Genomic DNA, 19,070 nt, shown 5'->3' on the forward strand with positions numbered 1-19,070 from the left:
TGGGGCTTCCCCATGTGAGAGTAGGTCATCGTCAGGCTTCTAAATAAAAGAAAGGGCCACCCAATCGGGTGGCCCTTTTTTTATTTTGGATACGGTGAATTACTGCCACTACCACGCAGCGCAAAGCGCTGCCATGTGACAAGCGTTGCACCAGCGGTGCAAGCTTGGGGCGCCGTAGGCGTTGCGTAGCAATGGCGAGCGCAGCTCGACACCCAGTGTAGGTTCTGCCGTACTGCAGACGAAGTTCATTAGTCAGGCCCGAGCGCCAGCCCGGTTCAAATATAAGAAAGGGCCACCCAATCGGGTGGCCCTTTCTTTTATTTAAGATACAGTGAATAACTCCCACTATCACGCAGCGCAAAGCGCTGCCATATGCGTCGTGCGCGACCCCAGAGCAATGCACCGCAGGTGCCGGCCTGGGGCGCCGCAGGCGCCGGGATGCCATATCACGCACGCGATGGCGAGCGCAGCTCGACACCCAGTGTAGGTCTGCCGCTATCTCCAAAGTTGCCAAAGAACTCGAGTACATAGCTGGAGCGCCAGCGCGGCTCAAATAAAAGAAAGGGCCACCCAAACGGGAGCCCCTTTCCTACTTACATTCTGAGCATTGGCATTCCCGGCCAGGTACCGGAATCAGATCCATCGTGCGGATTTAAAACCTGATGACTTTATCAGCCAGCGGATATACAGCAATCTGGAAGTCGGCAGCCTGCTCGCGGAGAGGAGCCAGTTGCTGATTGTCCTTGCTGGCCCAGTACTCTTCTGCCTGCTCGAGGCAGGAGAAGCGGGTGATCAGGCTGACAGGCGTTGCGGATTCCGAGCCACTGAACAGTCGCAGCGGTTCTTCCTCAGTCACCATGTAAGCAGGCACTCGCTGCTCATGAACGGACTGGCTAAGGGCGTTCTGGTAATCCTGCAAGGCCGCGGTATCGCGGATGGACCCGCTGTGGACAAGATAGACCGGCTCATTGCAGGAGCCCGAGTGGGCGAGGTCTTCTGTATCGTTGATGCTCACGTAAATACAGCCGCTCAGGGAGAAAGCGCAGACGGCAGTAATCAAGGGTTTCAGCATGTGAATACTCACTGTTGTGGTTATGTTGCTTCAGTTAGACGCAGTGCGAGCGGATTCCGATGCAGATGTCCGTTATTAACTACTGCGAGGCCGGCGAATACCGGGTCGAGACGGGCTCCTTGGGTACACTCCGCTGTCCATAAAACCAACAACGGGATCTCCAGTGGAATTGGGAGAGCTTTCCAACCTTACGATAGCCCTTTTGCTGTTCGCCTGCGTTATCAGTGCGTTCGTATCGGCCGTAACCGGAGGGGCAGGTGGCATTCTCATGTTTGCGGCGCTGAACGTCGCGATCCCGCTGCGACTGCTGGTGCCGATTCACGGTGCCGTGCAGTTAATTAATAATGTAGCCCGGATCTACTACGTCAGGGAGTACATCCGCTGGGACTTCTGTATTCCCTTCTTCGTCGGTTGTACCCTCGGGGCGGTGTTGATGACCCTGGGACTGGCCCGCCTGGACTGGCAGGAACTGCCGCTGGTCTTACTGGCTGCACTCATTTTCTATACCGTTTTCAAGCCTAAGCGGCTACCAGAGATTCGCCTGGCTCCTGGCCAGTTTGGATGGCTCGGGCTTGGGACCGGGAGTTTCGGGATCCTGGCCGGAGCCGTCGACCCGCTACTGGCTCCCTTTTTCGTTCGCCGGGACCTCACACCTAAAGAAGTGGTGGCCAGCAAGTCGGTCATGCAGGCCTGGTGCCATGCGTTGAAGGTACCGGCTTTTATCTATCTCGGCTTTGCATTTTCCGATCACCTGGGACTGATCCTAGTCTTGGCAGTGGCGGCAGTAGTGGGCACTCGCATCGGCGTGGCACTGCTCAATCGGCTCGATAGCGAGCTCTTCTTCAAATTAATGCGCGCTGCACTGCTGCTTGCGGGAGTGCGGCTTGTTTACCAGCTGACGGTGGGGTAAGACCAATGAGCGACTACCAAATCATCAACCCGTACTCCGGGGATCTGATTGAGGAATACGCACTACAGGGGCGTGAAGATGTCGATCGCGCGCTGGCGCTCTTGGTTGAAGGGCGCAAGCTACAGGCGGAGACCCCGGCATTCGCCCGGTCCGATATTCTCCTGCGTTTGGCAAACCTGTTGCAGGATCGCAAAGAGGCTCTCGCCCGGCTGATTACCGAAGAGACGGGCAAGACAATCTCCGATAGCCGGGTTGAGATTGAGCGGGCCTACAACACTGCATTGGCCAGCGCGATGGAGGCCCGGGGTATCCACGGCGAAGCTCTGGATTCCGATGCCTTCCCTCCCCAGCGGGATAGGGTGGGTGTTGTCCTGTGGAAGCCACTGGGAACCGTGCTCTGTATCACTCCATTCAACTTCCCCATCAATATCGCCATGCACAAAATTGGCCCCGCCTTTGCTGCGGGAAATACCATTCTGTTCAAGCCCGGGCCCCAGAACAAGCGTTCCGCAGAGATGCTGGTGCAGCTATGTTACGAGGCTGGCATGGAGGAGTCGGTCCTGCAGATGCTGATCCCCGATATTGATGCGACCAGTTATGCCGTGGCACATTCCCAGGTGCACGCTGTGAACTTCACCGGGGGCACAGCCGCGGCGAATGCCATTGCAGCCCGCGCCGGGTACAAGAAGTTGCTCTTCGAGCTGGGTGGCAATGATCCATTGATCGTCATGGACGATGCAGACCTTGATGCGGCGGTAGCAGCGGCTATCAACCAGCGTTTCGCTACCGCTGGCCAACGTTGCACTGCTGCCAAGCGACTGTTTGTGCACAGTGCGGTTTACGATCGCTTTGCCACCAAACTGGTTGAGGCGACCAGGGCCCTCAAGGTCGGTGATCCCACGAAAGATGAGACTTTCATCGGTCCGCTGATCCACGCCGGCGCTGCGGATGAGGTCGAGCAGCGTATCTCGGCGGCAGTGGAGGCAGGCGCTCGCGTGCTGGCTGGCCACAAGCGCGATGGCAACATTCTCTGGCCGACGGTATTGGAAAATGTGCCTGATGATGCCGACCTGGTGGCAGAGGAGACTTTTGGCCCTGTCATGCCCCTGCGTCGCTTCGATGAGGTCGAAGAGGTGGTGTCCCTGGTCAACAACTGTGCCTTCGGGCTGCAGGCAGGCGTTTTCACTCAGAACCTGTCGATCGCAAAAATGCTGTTCAATCAGCTCGATGTGGGACTATTGGCCGTCAACGACGGTCCGGGCTTCCGCGCTGAGCACTTCCCGTTCGGTGGCGTCAAGGAAAGTGGCGTAGGTCGTGAGGGTGTGCGCTATGCCATTCGTGAAATGAGCTACCAGAAGTCCCTGGTGATTTAAGTCTCCTGACAGACCCTGAAGCTTCTGATAAACCACCGCTGCCTGTTTACAGGTCCTGGCTGGGCACCCCGTGGCCCAGCTTGCGGCTTTCGGGCACCTGTGGTCATAATTCCTGCCAGCAACCCAGTGCCTTGGCCTGGCAATAGGTAGCCATATTCGCCAGACGTGGGTATGACTTCCGAACCTCGCTCAGTATAAAAATCACAAGCTGTCAGGAGATTGTCTGTGAGGTATTTTGATCATCGCCCGCGTTTCAAATCGTTCAGGACCCGAGTTTTTTTCATTACCGCGGCAATCATTTCTGTGGCCTGCTCACCCCGGGAGCCGGAGGGGGCGCAGCTGGACTCACCGCTTGGTGCGGAAGCCAGTGCACCCAGAGACACCCAGGTGCTCTACCAGAGAACCTGTTTCAGTTGCCACAACAGCGGTATCAATGGCGCGCCAAGAACCGGGGATCAGGCGGCGTGGGCCGTGCGGTTGGAAAAGGGGATGTATACCCTCGTGGATAACGCCCGCAACGGTTACCGGGCCATGCCGCCGCGTGGGCTTTGCTTTGACTGCTCCGACGAGGAATATGCCGCCCTGATTCGCCTGATGGCAGAGCAATCCCCGTAACGCAGGCGCGACTCCTGAATACGTCATCACCCTCTGCGATTCGCGCCAAGTTTCTGATGAACGAGGATTTCTGGGCTTTACTTCGGTAAATGCGGCCCGGGTTGATGCTGGATACACTCTTCTATAGTTTTTCCTTATCGACCAGATTCCATATATAAATTTTCAATTAAAGTTCATCACGTTAGTATGTTGCTCAACGAGGTCGGCAGACTTCCGCAATTTGCAAAAGAAAGGAGATATTGAGCATGACCAAGATCGATATTGGTATTGGCGAGAAGGATCGAGAGCATATCGCCGAGGGCCTGAAGCGGCTGCTGGCAGATAGCTACACGCTCTATCTGCAGACTCATTACTTCCACTGGAACGTCACCGGTCCCATGTTCCGGGAGCTACACCTGATGTTCGAGGAGCAGTACACGGAGCTGGCAGAGGCCGTGGACGATATCGCTGAGCGTATCCGGACCCTGGATGTGCCGGCGCCAGGTACCTACAAGGCGTTCGCCAGCCTGACCTCTGTAGAAGAGGTTGTTGAAGTGCCCAGTGCAGACAAAATGGTAGAAATCCTTACCAAGGGACACGAGCAAGTGGTGAAAACCTGCCGAGAGGTGCTGAAAGCCGCCCAGCAGGGTGAGGATGAATCCACCGTCGCGCTGGTGGGCGATCGTATGAGTGTCCACGAGAAAACAGCCTGGATGCTACGCGCCACTTCCAAGAAGTCTTAATCTGGCTGTAGTAGCTGCAGGAATGCACGTGCAGGGGCGGATAATCCGCCCCTGTTGCGTATCAGAGCCCCCACTTCCTGAGTTACCGCGGGCGCAGTGAGTGCCTTGACGGCAAGACCCAGTTCACGCATCTGCGGTTCGCAGAGACTGGGTACCACGCTGACCCCCAGACCCTCCCTGACCATCTGCCCGATTGTGCTCAACTGGCTGGCTTCGCAGAACAGTTGCATGTCGCGCCCGGCCTCGACGAAAGCCTGGTCGGTCCAGCGCCGGACTGCAGAGCCACGGTTCATCGCGATAAATGGCGATGCAGCCAGATCGACCCAGCGCAGGGATTTTCGCCCGGCCAATGGATGCCCCGCCGGGGTAATGGCGACAAACCGGTCCTCGTCGAAAGGAATAAATTCGAGCCCACTCAAATCGTCCGGGCGGAAGCTGATGCCCAATTCAGCGCGGCCCTCCAGCAAGGATTGCACCACCCTCTCCATTACCACATCTTCCAGAATGATGTTGATCTGCGGGTGCTCGCGATGAAACGCCGCCAAAAGCGGCGGCAGGCGGTTCAGGGCGAAGGCGGGTATGACTGCCAGCGCCAGCTGGCCCCGTTGCAGGCGAAAGCGTTGCTGCAGGGCATCCAGGGACTGGTCCCAGCTGCGCAGGAGCTGTTCCGCGCGCCCGAGAAACTCTGCACCCTCAGGAGTGAGGGCCAGCTGGCGACTGTCACGACTGAACAGCGGGCCACCGACAGTGGCTTCGAGATTGCGTATGGAGATGGAGAGCGCGGGCTGCGAGACATGGAGCTGTGCGCTGGCCTGCGCCAGGCTGCGGGTTTTGGCCACGGCGACGAAGGCCCGGAGCTGCTTTACGGTGGCATTCATGGCGCGTCTCCGGTTCAGTCCGATAGATCTAATTCATAATTAAAACTTAACATATGTTTGAAAGTTTAAATTATATTTAAATGTTAGACCAAGGCATGATTGTCCCCACGATCGATGCCCCCTAGGCTGGTGGCATTCACAATAAGGAACCGATGAGGTCAGTCGAGATGAGCAACAATACTAACCCTCTCTGGGCCCCGACGCCTGAGGCCATCGCCGCCACCCAGATGGACCAGTTCCGCCGGTTGGTCAATGAGCGCTTCGGCGCGAGCCTGGCCGACTACGATGATCTTTACGCGTGGTCAGTGGCCCAGCGGGAAGATTTCTGGAGCACCGTGTGGGATTTCGGCGAAGTCATCGCCGGAGATCGGGGTGAACGGGTACTGGGTAATGACACCATGCCCGGGGCCGAGTGGTTCCCGGATGCTCGCCTGAACTTTGCCGAGAACCTGTTGCGCTACCGCGATGACAAAACCGCCCTGGTTGAGAGACTGGAGAACGGACAGCGCCGCAGTCTGAGCTATGCCGAACTCTATGAGCGTGTGGAGCGGTTTGCCGCGGCGTTGCGGCAGGAAGGGGTTGAAAAAGGTGACCGTGTTGCCGGTTTCATGCCCAATATCATCGACACGGTCGTGGCTATGCTTGCCACCACGAGTATTGGTGCCATCTGGACCTCCTGTTCTCCCGATTTCGGGATCAACGGGGTGCTGGATCGTTTCGGGCAGGTAGCGCCCAAGGTGCTGGTTGCCTGTGAAGGCTATTTCTATAACGGCAAAACCATCGATTCCCTGCCGCGCCTGAAGGAGATCCTCGGGCGCATCGACTCCGTGCAGAAGCTGGTTGCTGTGCCGGTTGCCCGCTCAGCGGAGGATACCCGCGTCGCTGTGGAGCAGATGGATCGTGCGGTCGCCCTGCAGGACTTCGTCGGCAATGCCCCGCAGACGCCGCTCACCTTCGAGCAGACGCCATTCAATCACCCGCTGTACATCATGTACTCGTCCGGTACGACCGGGGTGCCCAAGTGTATCGTCCACGGCGCTGGCGGCACCCTGCTGCAGCACCTGAAGGAGCATCGCCTGCACGGAGACCTCAGTCGTGATGACGCTCTGTTCTACTTCACAACCTGTGGTTGGATGATGTGGAACTGGCTGGTGAGTGGTCTTGCCTGTGGCGCTACGCTGGTGCTTTACGACGGTTCCCCATTCTATCCTGCAGCCAAATCGCTCTGGGATATGACCGACGAAGAGGGCATCAGTGTTTTCGGCACCAGTGCCAAGTACATCGCGGCACTGGAAAAGGCCGGTTGCAAGCCGCGCGAGACTCACAAGCTGGAGCGACTGCGGGCAGTGCTTTCGACCGGCTCTCCGCTGGCGCATGAGGGCTTCCGATATGTCTATCGCGACATCAAGCAAGACCTCTGCCTGTCTTCCATCTCCGGTGGCACCGATATTATTTCCTGCTTCGCCCTCGGTAACCCGGTACTACCGGTATACGCCGGTGAGCTGCAGTGCCGGGGGCTGGGGATGGCCGTGGAAGTGTGGAACGACGATGGCAAGCCCGTGGTGGGGGATAAAGGGGAGCTGGTATGCACCAAGTCGTTCCCCTGTATGCCGATTGGTTTCTGGAACGATGAGGACGGCTCCAAGTACCGCGGCGCCTATTTTGAGAACTGGCCCGGCGTATGGGCCCACGGCGATTATGCGGAAATTACCCAGCATGGTGGTGTGGTGATTTACGGCCGCTCCGATGCGGTACTCAACCCGGGTGGCGTTCGTATCGGCACTGCCGAGATTTACCGGCAGGTGGAAAAAGTCGAAGAGGTGCTCGACAGCATCTGCATCGGGCAGGAGTGGCAGGACGATGTTCGCGTGGTGCTGTTCGTCGTATTGCGTGAGGGCGTAGAGCTGAATGACGAGCTGGTGCAGAAAATCCGCACGACCATTCGCGCCAACACCACTCCCAGGCATGTTCCCGCCAAGGTGATCCAGGTGGCAGATATCCCCCGGACCATCAGCGGCAAGATCGTCGAGCTGGCGGTTCGCAACATGGTGCACGGGAAGCCGGTGAAAAATCAGGAGGCCCTGGCCAATCCCGAGGCACTGAAGCTGTACGAAAACCTTCCCGAGCTGGCGGAGGCATAACGGCGAAATACGGCGGGGGGCATCCCCCCGCCCTTAGTCCTTGTTTGCATCCCTATCGGGCCTGCCCTGTCCAGGCACTGCCTTCCAGTATCATTTAGTTACCCGCCAATCTGCGCTACCCTTCCCACAGCAAGCATCAATAACACTACGGAAGAATAACCATGGTCACTTACCTCTACTGGGCGGCAGTGATCGCTCTTGTCGCTCTGTGCCTCTTCGTCGGAAGCCGGCTGGGTAGCCTCAGTAAAGGGGCAATCGCCGCAGGTATTGTGTTCCTGATCGGCTGGCTGGCGTACTTCTTCCACTACGAACAGGTCTTTGTAAAGCGTTTCGGCGGCGTAATGCGTATTTCCGTGCCGGAGGGGCAGCAGCACATTGGCGCCACCTGGAAAGAGGACAACCTCTGGATCCAGAATTTCGACCCGGAAACCAACACCTGTATTTTTTCCGAGTACTCGAAAGGCAATTTGTTGGAGGGGCGGGTGGTGATCCGCAACTGTAACCCCATTAAAGGAAGAGTTGGCGCTCCTCAACCATGAGGGAGTCCGGCGGAGCATGACCTGGCTCGCCCCGGGCTAGCTCTTGCTCTCCGCCGGGCGGCGCACTTTCCGGGATTCTCGCGGTCTGAACTGGTGCGACAGATCCAGTATCGGAGGAACCTGATTCCCGTGATACGCCAAATAATAGCAAGCGGCCCGGATGCCGATCATCTGCCTATTTCCAGCGGACGGAAGCTTTGCCACGTATTTTCGCTTTCCTGATTGCCCTGTTCCTCGCCCTGCCTGTGCAGCGCCTCGAGGCCATCCCTTTTTTTGACCAGTTACCGGATTTCAAGGTCCGGGTCGAAGGGGATCGGGAGCTGCGGGACTGGCTCCGGGAAGAGCTGGAGACCCTGCGCAAAGGCAGCTCTGTCCTCAAAAGTTACGAGGACCCTCGCGATGTGGCGCGTTACGAGCAGGGAAATCTTCAGAAGCTGCTGCGCTCGCGTGGCTTTTACGATGCCAGTATTCGCCACTCGGTGACCGACGGCACTATCACTTACCGGATCAATCCGGGCCCCCAGTACCTGATAAAAAGCCTGTCGATCGATATGCCCGCTCGCTTGCGGCAGGGGTTCAGTGGTTTGCCGATCGGCGTTGGAGACCCGCTCGAGGCCGACAAAGTGCTCGGTGGGGTAAAAGCCATCGAGGATTTCCTCATGGAGAATGCCTGCCTGCTGAATGTCGATGTGAGTTACCAGGCTACGATCATTCACAGCGAGGCGAGGGCCCGGCTGGTTTATCGGGTAGCGCCGAGCCCTGAAGTGTCTGTGGGCGAGGTTCGCATCGAAGGTGTCACAACTATCGACGAGGCGTTCCTTCAGGATAAGCTTCAGATCTCCCCCGGGGATTGCTTTAGCAGGCGAAAGCTGGACGCTGCGCGCCTCAAGTTACTGCGTACGAATCTCATTAGTAGCGTCAATAGTGAAGTCTCGGCGCCCGACGCCGGGCAGGTGGATGTGATTTTTGTGCTCAAGGAGCGACGCCATCGCACCCTGCGCCTGGGGGTTGGCTATTACTCCAGTGAGGGCGCCGGTGTCTCAGCGGGCTGGGAGCATCGCAATATCTTCCAGCGCGGTGAAAAAATAGAAGTCGAGAGCAAGATCAATCCGGTCCAGCAGACGCTCAAGGCTGAGCTTACCGTGCCGCGCTTCTTTCGCGAGGATCAGAACCTGGCGGGGAAGGTCGAGCTGTCCAATGAAGAGCGCGACTCTTACTCGGCAGAATCCCTGACAGTCGGGGCCACTGTCTTCCGTACCCTGAGTAGAAACCGCACCGCCAGTGTGGGTAGCGAACTTAAATTCAGCCAGGTGGAAGAGGAAGAGGAAGTCGGCAGCGAGAATTACCAGCTGCTGTCATTCCCGCTCGGTCTGAAACTCGATACCACGGACAACCTGCTCGACGCCCGTCGCGGCGCCACGGCGGCCTTTGAGCTCAAACCCTATGTCGATGTGGGCGATACCGACACCCGATTTCTGAAAACCACCGTGGTGCTGACCGGTTACAAGACTGCCGGGGAAATGCGCTTTGAGCCGACACTGTCGCTTCGTCTCAAAGCCGGCGTTATCTCCGGATTGAATAACTTCGAGTTGCCGGCAGACGAGCGCTTTTATGCCGGCGGCGGCGGCTCCGTGCGAGGCTACGCCTTCCAGTCGCTGGGCCCGCGACCACTGGTCGAAGAGCCCGATGGCACGTTCAAGCTCGGTGACGCGATTGGTGGCCGGGCGTTGAGCGAAATTTCTCTCGAAGGACGCCTGCGTTTTTCCGATACCTGGGGTGGCGTTATTTTTGTCGACGGCGGCAATGCCTATGCGGACCCCAGCCCGAATTTCTCGGACCTATTCTGGGGCGCGGGCATTGGTGTCAGATACATTACCTCCTTCGCTCCCCTGAGACTGGATGTCGCATTCCCCCTGGATAAGCGCGATGACCTGGATGACGACTTTCAGGTCTATGTGAGCCTGGGGCAGGCATTCTGATATGTGGAAGTCACTCCATGCGCTAACGGTCGGCTACCTGAGGGCTCTGGGGGTACTGCTCGGCAACCTGTGGCGGGGGCTGAGCGGGCGCGGCTCTCTGCTGTTCAGCCTGTTCTTCGTCCTGTTGCTGGCCCTGCTGTTTCTACTGGGCACTGAACCGGGGCGCATCGCATTGACCCGCATGGCATTGATGACCGCGGAAGAAGTGGTTTCTGGGTTAGATATCGAGACAGAGGGGATGTCCAGTCCCGCGCTTGGGCAGTGGAGTTTCAGTCGCCTGCGGGTGGATTACGGCGAGCAGAACCTGGCTCAGGCGCAGAACCTGTCTTTTTCCATCCAGCTGCCGGCACTGGTTCGCGGACGGATCGATGTGGATTATGTCTGTGCCGACACATTGCGTTTCGATAACGACACCCTGGCGCGCTTACTGGAGGCCGTGAGTGACGGGGAAAAGCCCCCGACAACGACGGAACCGCTGTCGCTGCCCACGTTGCGGCTCGGCGAACTCAGTATCGACCGCCTGCGGGTGCTCGATCATCGGATGCCGGACCTGCCATTGCTGAGTGTGAAAGGCAATGCGGCGCTGCGTTGGCCCGGATCCCGTAACGATCTTGAACTCACAGTGCGTGAAGTGAAGGGCGACCACCTGCTCCTGGATCTGTCAGCCGCTGAAAACGACACCGGCGCGGTTGCGGTAGAGCTGGCGGTCTCCGAGGACCCCCGGGGCTTTCTGGGAAGACTGCTGCATCTGCCTGATGGACAGGCATTGGATGCCGAGGCACTGCTCGAGTTACGTGAAACCGGCGCCGGGCAGTGGCGTGTGGATATTGAGCGACTGAATCTGCCGCTTGTGGAGCACCGCTTCGCGCTCTCAGGGCCATTGGATTTTACGCTGGCTCCCTGGCGGTTGGACACAGAGGGCCTGACCCTCCGCGTCGATGATACCCGCCATTTGCTTTCCGGTCGCGTCGGGGAGGGGGGCGTCGATGCGGAGGTGCAATTGCGCCGGCTGCCGCTCTCCATCTCCCGCCCCTGGCAGGATGTTTTGGAAGGTGGCTGGCTGTCAGCGGATCTGAACCTGCGCGGGCCCCTTTCCCTGCCTGAAGTGTCGGGGCTGGTCGACCTCAGTAGCCATTTTCGCCAGCGGCCGCTGCGTTTGCAGGGAAGGCTGCAGACGGAACAGAAGGTCCTCACACTGCATTCGGCGAGTCTCGACTATGCGGATGCCCGGTTGGAAGCCAGTGGCACCGTCGACCTCGGGCAGCAAACGCTTGATCTCGAGGGACTGCTGGCGGGAATGACCGTTGCCGAGTTGAACGAAATACTCACGGCCTTCACCGAATCGTCACCGCTGCCGCCGCAGTTGTCAGGGGACATCGAGCAACTGCAGGTCACCGCGACCGGTCCGTGGAAAAATCCGCGCTTCACCGCAGACTTGCAGGCACAACCGGCTTACGAGTCTTTCACAGCGCGGCTGAGTGCCGCCGTCGAGGGGGATCTCAAGTCTGTCACCGTCACTGAGCTGAAACTGGAGGGAGAAGGGCTGTCCGTCGACGGCGCCGGCGAGGTTGCGATCGAGGCTCAGGCTCTGGATTTCAAGTTGGAGGTTGCGGGTGAGAACTTCAGTCCGTCGGAGGCCCTCGGCGTCGAAGCGGCAAGCGGACTGGTCCTGAATCTTGACGCCTCGGCAGCGGTAAGTGGCCCCTGGAACAATCTGCGTATTGAGACTGACCTGACATCTTCCGGCCGTTACCGCCAGTACCGTTATCGACTGGAGGGGGCAGCAGCGGGGGATCTGGAAAAGATCGAACTCGATCAAATGCGGCTGGAGCTCTTTGCCGGTGAGCCCACCCTGGCGGAGCCCCTCAGCCTGCGCGGACCACAGTCGTTGATCAGCCGCGACCGGGAGCCGGTGAAGGGTGGCTATCCCCCGGACGACGTCATGATGCTGGCGACAGAGGCGGAGCAGCTGGGCCGGGCCGGCTCTGCCTGGCTGGAAGTCGACGGGGTGATTGAGCCGCGCAAAGCGCGGGCGGACCTGACCATTGCCGGTCGCAATATTCCCGTCTCCCTGGCACAGCTGGCGGGGGTCGAGCTTCCTCCATCGCTCGAGGGCGAAGTGAGTCTTGACGGCGAGTTCAGCGGACCGTTTTCCCGCCCCGAGGGTAATGTGAACCTGTTGGCTGTCGGTCTTTACCTTGGCGAGCCCTGGCATCTGCAGGGCAACCTGGGATACGCCTCGGGGGCTCTGCAAATATCCGCTTTGGAGCTTGTGTGGGCCGCTGACAACCAGCTCTCCGCAGAGGGAATGATCGATAGCAAGACGCTGCTGCTGGACCTGCGCGGTAGGGGGCGGCTGGCCGACTTGCCGGTGAACCTGCCCGCAGATATTCGTGAGAACGGAGCGTTCAGCTTGTGGGCAACGGCGGCAGGCAGCCCCTCTGATCCGCAAATTGCCGGGGAACTCAGTGTCGACAGCCGGCGGTCGGAAACGGTTCGTGGCGGCGGTGAACCCCTCAACCTGGTGCTGGGATGGCAGACGCGGGGTGGTAATCTCGATCTCTCTCTCGGCGCTAGCCATGGTGAGCGGCGAGCAGTGGATGCCAGCGCGGTGCTTGAGGTAAGCCCGATGTTGCAGAGGTTTACAGCCCCGCCTGCAGAAGGGGAACCGGCACAACCGATGCCGCTCGGACTACAGAGCAACGGTAGCGCGGACCTGTCTGTCGTGGCAGCTTTCTTCGATCCTGATATTCACGCGCTGAAAGGACAGCTTAACTTCACTCTGGATGCGGGTGGCACTCTGTCCAGCCCCGACCTCGATGGCCGGATCGAGCTTTTGGGCGGCTCCTACGAGCACCGGCCTACCAATACACGCTTGCGTCGTATCGACTTTCTCGCACGTTTTACACCCCAGCGCTGGGTGATCGAGCGCGCGCGTGCAGAAGATGGCGAGAATGGCAGTATCAATTTCGCTGGAGAGGTGCGCCTCCCAACCGATGGCGCGCCGGAACTGGATTTGCGGCTGCGTGCGGAGCGAGCGCACCTGCTCAATACCCCGGCGGTCAAGGGTGCCATCTCTGGCAACCTTACCCTGACCGGTACCACAGATGAATCCCTGCTGGAGGGGCGTTTAACGCTACGCCCACTTACGGTCCAGTTCGAGCAGCTCCTCGGAAGCAGCGTGCCGGAGATCGACGTGGTCGAGGTGGAAGTGGACGGGCCACCGGTGGAGGAGTCTCGGCCGCTTTTGGATAACATCCGGCTGGCGGTGCAGGTGGTGCTGGATCAGCAATCCTACGTCCGGGGTCTTGGCCTCGATTCCGAGTTGGTGGGCACGGTCGATGTCGGTGGCACTGCGGCAAAGCCCAGCGCTGCCGGAGCCTTGCGAATCGTGCGCGGTAATTTCGACCTGCTGGGTAAGCGCTTTGAACTGCAGGATGGTCAGATCCAGTTCGAGAATAATGTGGCCGCGATCTTTGTGAAGGGGCGCCACCAGTATGCCGATGGCGAGATCATCGCTGAGATATCCGGGAGTGGGGACGACATCGATATCGAGTTTAGCTCTACACCACCGGCGGCGCAGGATGAAATCTTTGCGCAGCTGCTGTTTGGCAAGTCCCTACAGGATATTTCCGCCCTTCAGGCGGTGCGCCTGGTGAGTGTGGTTCGCACCCTGCAGGGCGGTGGCGCCGCGGCGTTTGATCCGGTGGCCAAAACCCGCGAGCTGTTGGGGGTGGACACTCTTGACGTCCAGTCCGAGGAAACTGACGAGGGGGATCAGTACGCTCTGAGCCTGGGCAAGTACATCACTAACCGTATTTATATCGAATTGCAGCGCAGCACGGACCCGCTGAACCCCTGGGAGGCAAAGATGCAGATCGAACTCCGTCGAAACCTGGATCTACAGTTCAAATCCGCTGATGAGAGTGAAAGCGGCGCCGGAAGTGTGGAGCTGCAGTGGAAGAGGGACTATTAAGAGCTGTAGCCATCATTGAACCGGCACGTGTGCCGGGCGCGGAGCGGCAAACGTATGAGATATGGTGCACTGATTCTGGCAGGCGGCTACTCACGGCGCTTTCGCAGTGACAAGCGGCTTGCCAGCGTTGAAGGGGAGCCAATGCTCGCGGCAACGCTCGGTCGTGTGCGGCTCGCGTTGGCGGACCATCCCGGCTCGTTGTTACAAGTGGTAGTCCGCGCCAGAGACCCACTGGTGGAGCATTTGCTGGTACAGCGGGGTGTGTTTCCGGTGCACGCGCCCCCCTGGCCCGTTGGCGTAGGGGCCAGTATCGCGAAAGGTAGCGAAGCGCTGCTGCAGGCTGATCCGCACTTGGATGTCATTGCCGTGGTTCCTGCCGACATGCCGTACCTGAGACCAGAGATCCTCAGCGCATTACTGCTGCAGAGCGAGCGTAGGTCGATCACCGTACCGGTCTGTCTTGGTGAAGTGGGAGAGGTGGTAACCGTGGGTGCGGAACTATTTCCCGATTTGCTGTCACTGTCCGTGCGCCACGGCCTGAAAAAATTGTTACGCAATCGTGCGGAGCGAGTCCGGTATCAGTTGGTGGATGACACCACACTGATCCGCTCTATTGATTCACCGGCGGACTTTCAGGCAGCAATTCAGCCGGATCCAGCCGATAAAAACTTTGGAATTCCCCGTAGAGATCTGCGTGGTGCCGTCGCAACGCGTGGGGAGTGACGAAAAATGCCTCGGTGGCAACCGCGAAGAACTCCGCTGGCGAGATGGCTCCATAAAGGTCCAACACCGTGGGAACTTCCTCGGTGTGTGCAAGGCCGGCGCTGACCTCCTGAAGGCGACGGTATTCCTTACTCAGCACAGCCGCCCAATTGCGTCCCTCTCCCTTGCCGGTAAAAACCGGGCGGCCATCAAAGACGCCATCCTCTTCGTCCAGCTTGTGGGCAAATTCGTGCAGTGCCACGTTGCGTCCGTTTTCCGGGTGCCGCATGTCGTGTTGCAGGTCTGACCAGGAGATCACCACCGGCCCCAGGTAGTGGGCTTCCCCCTCTCGCGCGCTGTCATGGGTTGTCTCGACATAGCCCTCGAAGTGGGTTTCCCTGGCTACATAGGTTTCCGGGTAGACCAGCACGGTTCGCAGATCCGGGTAACCACGGTGCTCTCGTCGCAGGAGGAGCAGGCCGGCAAAAGCCGCGATGCTCACCCGCACTTCTTCAGTGATACGCAGCCCCTCGCAGCCGACGAATTCTTTGTCCTGCAAGATCAGGCTGACGTTGCTTTCCAGCTCGGACTGAAGCCCGGCGGACAGATGTTGGTAAATCGGCAGGGCCTGCCGGAGCAGCCGTTTCTGTGCGGCGGTGAGCGGTCGTGAGCGCAGGTGGCGAAAGCGCCAGCGCCTCCAGAGGTAGGGCAGCAGCCACACTAATACCGCGACCGCGACAATGGCTAGAAAAGTCTGCAAGTTGGCATCCACTCCCTTAGCGTTAGTTTTCCAATGCGTGTGCCTGCGTTATCCCCCTGCATCCGGTGGCACTGTGAGGGCCCGGGTCGAGCCGGCATGTTCGGTCGATGTTGCTCTCTTGAGAGGCGTCACTGTGAGGGCATGCCCGGCGTATTCAATCCGTGGTGTCAGGTAGCGTTCGAAGATAGAGGTATCCGGATCATCACTGAGCCAGCGACGACAAAACTCCCTGCTTGCGGGGGCGATCATGGGCAGGCTCTTGTCGTAGTATCGGGCGGTCAACTGGTGGGCGGGCAGGGTGATGATGGAGCAGCTGAGCAGCTCGCCACCCTCCCAGCTCTTGTAGAGGCCACAGAAAAAGAATGGCGGGCCAAAGCCGAATTCCACCGGATCCTCGCCGTGCTGGCTCTCGACCCAGGAGGTGGCGGGAATCAGGCAGCGGCTGTGGCGGTATTCCGGACGTTGCGGGAGCTTCCGCCAGTTGCTGTTGATCGACCAGTATTTCTTGTGGGGTTTGTAGATGTCGCCGTCTTTCTGCAAATACAGGTGCCAGGTGGCGTCTTCCACCTCTGCGTCCCCATTGCGTGCCGTGACAATGCTGACTGTTGAAGTGGGGCGATGGCGCTTGCCGTAGCGCATACGCTCCCGATGCCGTGCTCCGACTTCCTCGAGGAAGCGCTCGATGCCGGCGTGGTCATCCGTGTCGAATAAGCTGCACATGGGTGTATTGTAAGGGGATCTGTCTTCGGGTGCCCGGCTTCACTACCGGAAACAGAGGGGGAGTCCGCTCAGGTGTGTCTGCTGTGAGTGTGGTCCTTACAAAAGATGGAGATGGGTGTGGTGCAGGGGAGGATGGATTCGAAACACGCCAGGGCGTGTTTCGCCCCGTCGGGATGACTCGCGCCTTCCCTGGCGCTCGCCGCAAGGGCGCCTTTGGCGTCCAAATCGGCCGTCCTGCCGGTTTGTCGCTGTGCTGGGTCTCAACTCGCTGTGCGAGATGATCGAACCTGGGAGGTGCGTCCACCGCTCAATCGAGTCAAACAAAAAAGGCACATCCTTGCCGGTGGGAAATAGGTGTGCGGTGCTGGGGAGGATGGACTCGAAACACGCTAGGGCGTGTTTCGCCCCTTTGGGCTCGCTGTGCTCGGTCTCAACTCGCTGTGCGAGTTGATCGAACCTGGGAGGTGCGTCCACCGCCCGAACTTGCCATACAAAAAAAGCCCCATCCTTTCGGATGAGGCTTTCTTTGTATGGCGCGCTCGGGAGGATTCGAACCTCCGACCGCCTGGTTCGTAGCCAGGTACTCTATCCAGCTGAGCTACGAGCGCGTCGTTGTGGTTGCGAACTATAGTGAGTTGGCTTGTTGGAGTCAACTCTTTTTTTAAGGCTTTTAAGAAAAAAGTCCTTAAAAATCCGCAAGTTACCGGACCTCAGTGCCTGTTCTTGGGCGGCGTTGAAGCTCGATAGGGCGCGCATTCTGCCGTGGCTTTGGGTGCTTTGCAAGCCCTAATTGTCAAAATAGTCGGTTTTCCGGTTTCTGCTCTGCCCTGAGCGAGAGGCCTGCGTCCATGGGGGTGCAGAAGGGCGTGTTGGGCGAGCCGGATGGTTTCCGGGCGTTTAGCGCTTGAGGATCTCGAGCAGGGCCTTGAGCGGGCGGGTATTGAGCACATCGTCCGCCTCCAGCCAGCCGCGCCTGGCCTGGTCGACCCCAAAGCGCAGGGTGTCGAAACCCCGGGCACTGTGAGCATCGGCGGCGATGGAGACTTTCACGCCTAGCTCCCGGGCCATGCGGCAGCCTTCGTCGGTGAGGTCCAGCCGGTCGGGCTGGGCGTTCAGCTCCACTGCGCAACTCCTTGCGGCGGCGGCCTCCAGAATTTTTTCCAGATCGATATCGTAGGCCTCACGCCGGTTGATCAGTCGCCCACTGGGGTGGGCGAGGATGTGGCAGTGGGGGCTGTCCATGGCGCGCAGAATGCGCTCGGTCTGCTTCTGTTTCGACAGGTCGAACTTGTGGTGCACCGCGCACAAAACCAGGTCCAGTTGTTCGAGCACGCTGTCGGCAAGATCGAGTTTGCCGTCCTGGAGAATATCCACCTCGATGGATTTCAGCAGCCGGATACCACTGAGTTCATCGTTCAGTTTGTCGATCGCCTGCAGCTGTTGTTTGAGTCGCTTTTCATCCAGGCCATGGGCGACTTTCAGGTGCTTGGAATGGTCAGTGATGGCCAGGTACTCGAGGCCGAATTCGGCCGCTGCCGCGGCCATGGATTTGAGGCTGTTGCGGCCATCGGTGGCGTCTGTGTGGGTGTGCAGGTTGCCTCGCAGGTCTTCAAGCCGCACCAGGTCAGGCAGCTGGTTTTCTCGTGCGGCCTCCAGCTCGCCGCGGTTTTCCCGCAGTTCGGGGGGGATCAGCGGGAGATCAACGCTAGCGTAAACGGATTTTTCGGTTTCTCCCGCAATGCGCTTGTCGCCTTCAAAAACCCCGTACTCGTTGATCTTGTAGCCTTTTTTGATGCCGAGCTTGCGCACTGCAATATTGTGGTCTTTTGAACCGGTGAAATAGTGTTGCGCAGAACCGAAGCTGACTTGCGGTACAACGCGCAAGTCCACCTGCATGCCGCAGCGCAGGTAAACGGTAGAGCGGGTCTCACCCCGCGAGGCTACCTCTTCGATATCCTCATAGCTGGTGAAGTGCTCCATCACATTGTTCTTTGTTTTCGCCGTGATGAGGATATCCAGGTCGCCCACGGTCTCCTTGCGCCGCCGGAAACTACCGGCCACAACGATCTCCTTCAGCCCGTTGGCCTTTTCCAGGTATTTCACCAGGGGGGCGGCGATCTGCTCCGCTTCACTCAGCTTGATGCGTTCGTCTTTTCCGGAGAACTTCTTCAGCCGCCGACGAATTTTGTCCTCACTTTTCTCGCCGAATCCCTCGACTGCACGTACCTGACCGCTTTCGACAGCAGCACGCAGATCCTCCAGGGTTTCGATATTGATTGCCTCATGCAGGGCCCTGACCCGTTTGGCTCCCAGGCCCTGAATCTTCATAAGCTCGCTCAGCGCAGGGGGTGTACGCTCTTCCACCTCGTCGAGTAACGGCAGCTCTCCGTTTGAAACCAGCCCCTCGATTTTTTTTGCCAGGTCGTCACCGATATCTGGCAGTTCGGTAAGATCAACATCGTCGGCGAGCAGGTCCGCCATACTGCGGGGGTAACCCCGCACGGTGCGTGCGGCGTTGCGGTAGGCGCGCACCCGGAAGGGGTTGGCACCCTCTATTTCCAACAGGTCGGCGAGACGATCGAATCGATCGGCGATTTCGCTGTTATGCAGCGCCATGGCGAGGGCTCGCTTCTGTAGTGGCGGTAATCCGGTCCAGTATAGAAGGGAGCCTGCGTGCGAGTGG

At 59.1% G+C, this 19,070-nt stretch carries 14 protein-coding genes and 1 tRNA gene; 9 read left to right on the forward strand and 6 right to left on the reverse strand.

Features of this window, described 5'->3' with window-relative positions; translation table 11 throughout:
- Nucleotides 1-652 precede the first annotated feature (652 nt).
- Nucleotides 653-1,072 carry a DUF1330 domain-containing protein gene (locus AWR36_RS15360; RefSeq protein WP_067087133.1) on the reverse strand — a complete coding sequence of 140 codons (420 nt, stop codon included), beginning with the start codon at nt 1,070-1,072 and terminating at the stop codon, nt 653-655.
- A 163-nt stretch (nt 1,073-1,235) separates the two neighbouring features.
- Between AWR36_RS15360 and AWR36_RS15365 the strand changes: the two genes are divergently transcribed.
- The 4 genes from AWR36_RS15365 to AWR36_RS15380 all read left to right on the forward strand — a co-directional run bounded on the left by AWR36_RS15365 (nt 1,236) and on the right by AWR36_RS15380 (nt 4,692).
- Nucleotides 1,236-1,982 carry a sulfite exporter TauE/SafE family protein gene (locus tag AWR36_RS15365; RefSeq protein WP_176491156.1) on the forward strand — a complete coding sequence of 249 codons (747 nt, stop codon included), beginning with the start codon at nt 1,236-1,238 and terminating at the stop codon, nt 1,980-1,982.
- Nucleotides 1,983-1,987: 5 nt separating this feature from the next.
- Nucleotides 1,988-3,355 carry a sulfoacetaldehyde dehydrogenase SafD gene (safD, locus tag AWR36_RS15370; protein ID WP_067087141.1) on the forward strand — a complete coding sequence of 456 codons (1,368 nt, stop codon included), beginning with the start codon at nt 1,988-1,990 and terminating at the stop codon, nt 3,353-3,355.
- Nucleotides 3,356-3,580: 225 nt separating this feature from the next.
- Complete coding sequence (locus AWR36_RS15375; RefSeq protein WP_231745366.1) at nt 3,581-3,970, forward strand: c-type cytochrome; 390 nt, start codon at nt 3,581-3,583, stop codon at nt 3,968-3,970.
- Between the two features lie 245 nt (nt 3,971-4,215).
- Entirely contained in the window at nt 4,216-4,692 is a 477-nt protein-coding gene (locus AWR36_RS15380) for a Dps family protein (protein WP_067087145.1), read from the forward strand.
- Here AWR36_RS15380 and AWR36_RS15385 read toward each other — a convergent pair.
- Entirely contained in the window at nt 4,689-5,570 is an 882-nt protein-coding gene (locus AWR36_RS15385; protein ID WP_067087150.1) for a LysR family transcriptional regulator, read from the reverse strand. The genes AWR36_RS15380 and AWR36_RS15385 overlap by 4 nt on opposite strands.
- A 167-nt stretch (nt 5,571-5,737) precedes the next feature.
- On the opposite strand from AWR36_RS15385, the gene AWR36_RS15390 reads away from it, so the two are divergent.
- From AWR36_RS15390 to AWR36_RS15410, 5 genes are all read left to right on the forward strand, one after another.
- On the forward strand, nt 5,738-7,711 hold the full coding sequence (locus tag AWR36_RS15390; protein WP_067087153.1) for an acetoacetate--CoA ligase: 1,974 nt from the start codon (nt 5,738-5,740) through the stop codon (nt 7,709-7,711).
- Between the two features lie 161 nt (nt 7,712-7,872).
- Nucleotides 7,873-8,250, forward strand: a complete 378-nt coding sequence (locus AWR36_RS15395) for a hypothetical protein (RefSeq protein ID WP_067087157.1) — start codon at nt 7,873-7,875, stop codon at nt 8,248-8,250.
- Between the two features lie 197 nt (nt 8,251-8,447).
- Nucleotides 8,448-10,229, forward strand: a complete 1,782-nt coding sequence (locus tag AWR36_RS15400) for an autotransporter assembly complex protein TamA (RefSeq protein WP_067087160.1) — start codon at nt 8,448-8,450, stop codon at nt 10,227-10,229.
- A 1-nt stretch (nt 10,230) separates the two neighbouring features.
- Nucleotides 10,231-14,205: a translocation/assembly module TamB domain-containing protein gene (locus AWR36_RS15405; protein ID WP_067087163.1), complete on the forward strand. Its 3,975-nt coding sequence runs from the start codon at nt 10,231-10,233 to the stop codon at nt 14,203-14,205.
- Between the two features lie 54 nt (nt 14,206-14,259).
- The gene (locus tag AWR36_RS15410; RefSeq protein WP_082679648.1) at nt 14,260-14,928 is read left to right on the forward strand and encodes a nucleotidyltransferase family protein; all 669 of its coding nucleotides are present in this window, start codon (nt 14,260-14,262) and stop codon (nt 14,926-14,928) included.
- Here the strand turns inward: AWR36_RS15410 and AWR36_RS15415 are convergent.
- The 4 genes from AWR36_RS15415 to polX all read right to left on the reverse strand — a co-directional run bounded on the left by AWR36_RS15415 (nt 14,816) and on the right by polX (nt 19,003).
- Entirely contained in the window at nt 14,816-15,667 is an 852-nt protein-coding gene (locus AWR36_RS15415) for a M90 family metallopeptidase (RefSeq protein WP_067087398.1), read from the reverse strand. The two genes, AWR36_RS15410 and AWR36_RS15415, sit on opposite strands and share 113 nt — an antisense overlap.
- Nucleotides 15,668-15,715: 48 nt before the next feature.
- The gene (locus AWR36_RS15420) at nt 15,716-16,387 is read right to left on the reverse strand and encodes an SOS response-associated peptidase family protein (protein WP_067087167.1); all 672 of its coding nucleotides are present in this window, start codon (nt 16,385-16,387) and stop codon (nt 15,716-15,718) included.
- A gap of 531 nt (nt 16,388-16,918) precedes the next feature.
- Nucleotides 16,919-16,995, reverse strand: a tRNA-Arg gene (locus AWR36_RS15425).
- Between the two features lie 289 nt (nt 16,996-17,284).
- Nucleotides 17,285-19,003 carry a DNA polymerase/3'-5' exonuclease PolX gene (polX, locus tag AWR36_RS15430; protein WP_067087171.1) on the reverse strand — a complete coding sequence of 573 codons (1,719 nt, stop codon included), beginning with the start codon at nt 19,001-19,003 and terminating at the stop codon, nt 17,285-17,287.
- Between the last annotated feature and the right edge of the window lie 67 nt (nt 19,004-19,070).

Source organism: Microbulbifer flavimaris (assembly GCF_001641755.2).
GTDB classification, from domain to species: Bacteria; Pseudomonadota; Gammaproteobacteria; order Pseudomonadales; family Cellvibrionaceae; genus Microbulbifer; species Microbulbifer flavimaris.

Bases quoted from the DNA above. Each gene is read 5' to 3' on its own strand.
- AWR36_RS15360 (WP_067087133.1), bottom strand. From the start codon at position 1,072: ATGCTGAAACCCTTGATTACTGCCGTCTGCGCTTTCTCCCTGAGCGGC.
- AWR36_RS15420 (WP_067087167.1), bottom strand. From the start codon at position 16,387: ATGTGCAGCTTATTCGACACGGATGACCACGCCGGCATCGAGCGCTTC.
- safD (WP_067087141.1), top strand. From the start codon at position 1,988: ATGAGCGACTACCAAATCATCAACCCGTACTCCGGGGATCTGATTGAG.
- AWR36_RS15390 (WP_067087153.1), top strand. From the start codon at position 5,738: ATGAGCAACAATACTAACCCTCTCTGGGCCCCGACGCCTGAGGCCATC.
- AWR36_RS15395 (WP_067087157.1), top strand. From the start codon at position 7,873: ATGGTCACTTACCTCTACTGGGCGGCAGTGATCGCTCTTGTCGCTCTG.
- AWR36_RS15410 (WP_082679648.1), top strand. From the start codon at position 14,260: ATGAGATATGGTGCACTGATTCTGGCAGGCGGCTACTCACGGCGCTTT.
- AWR36_RS15380 (WP_067087145.1), top strand. From the start codon at position 4,216: ATGACCAAGATCGATATTGGTATTGGCGAGAAGGATCGAGAGCATATC.
- polX (WP_067087171.1), bottom strand. From the start codon at position 19,003: ATGGCGCTGCATAACAGCGAAATCGCCGATCGATTCGATCGTCTCGCC.
- AWR36_RS15405 (WP_067087163.1), top strand. From the start codon at position 10,231: ATGTGGAAGTCACTCCATGCGCTAACGGTCGGCTACCTGAGGGCTCTG.
- AWR36_RS15385 (WP_067087150.1), bottom strand. From the start codon at position 5,570: ATGAATGCCACCGTAAAGCAGCTCCGGGCCTTCGTCGCCGTGGCCAAA.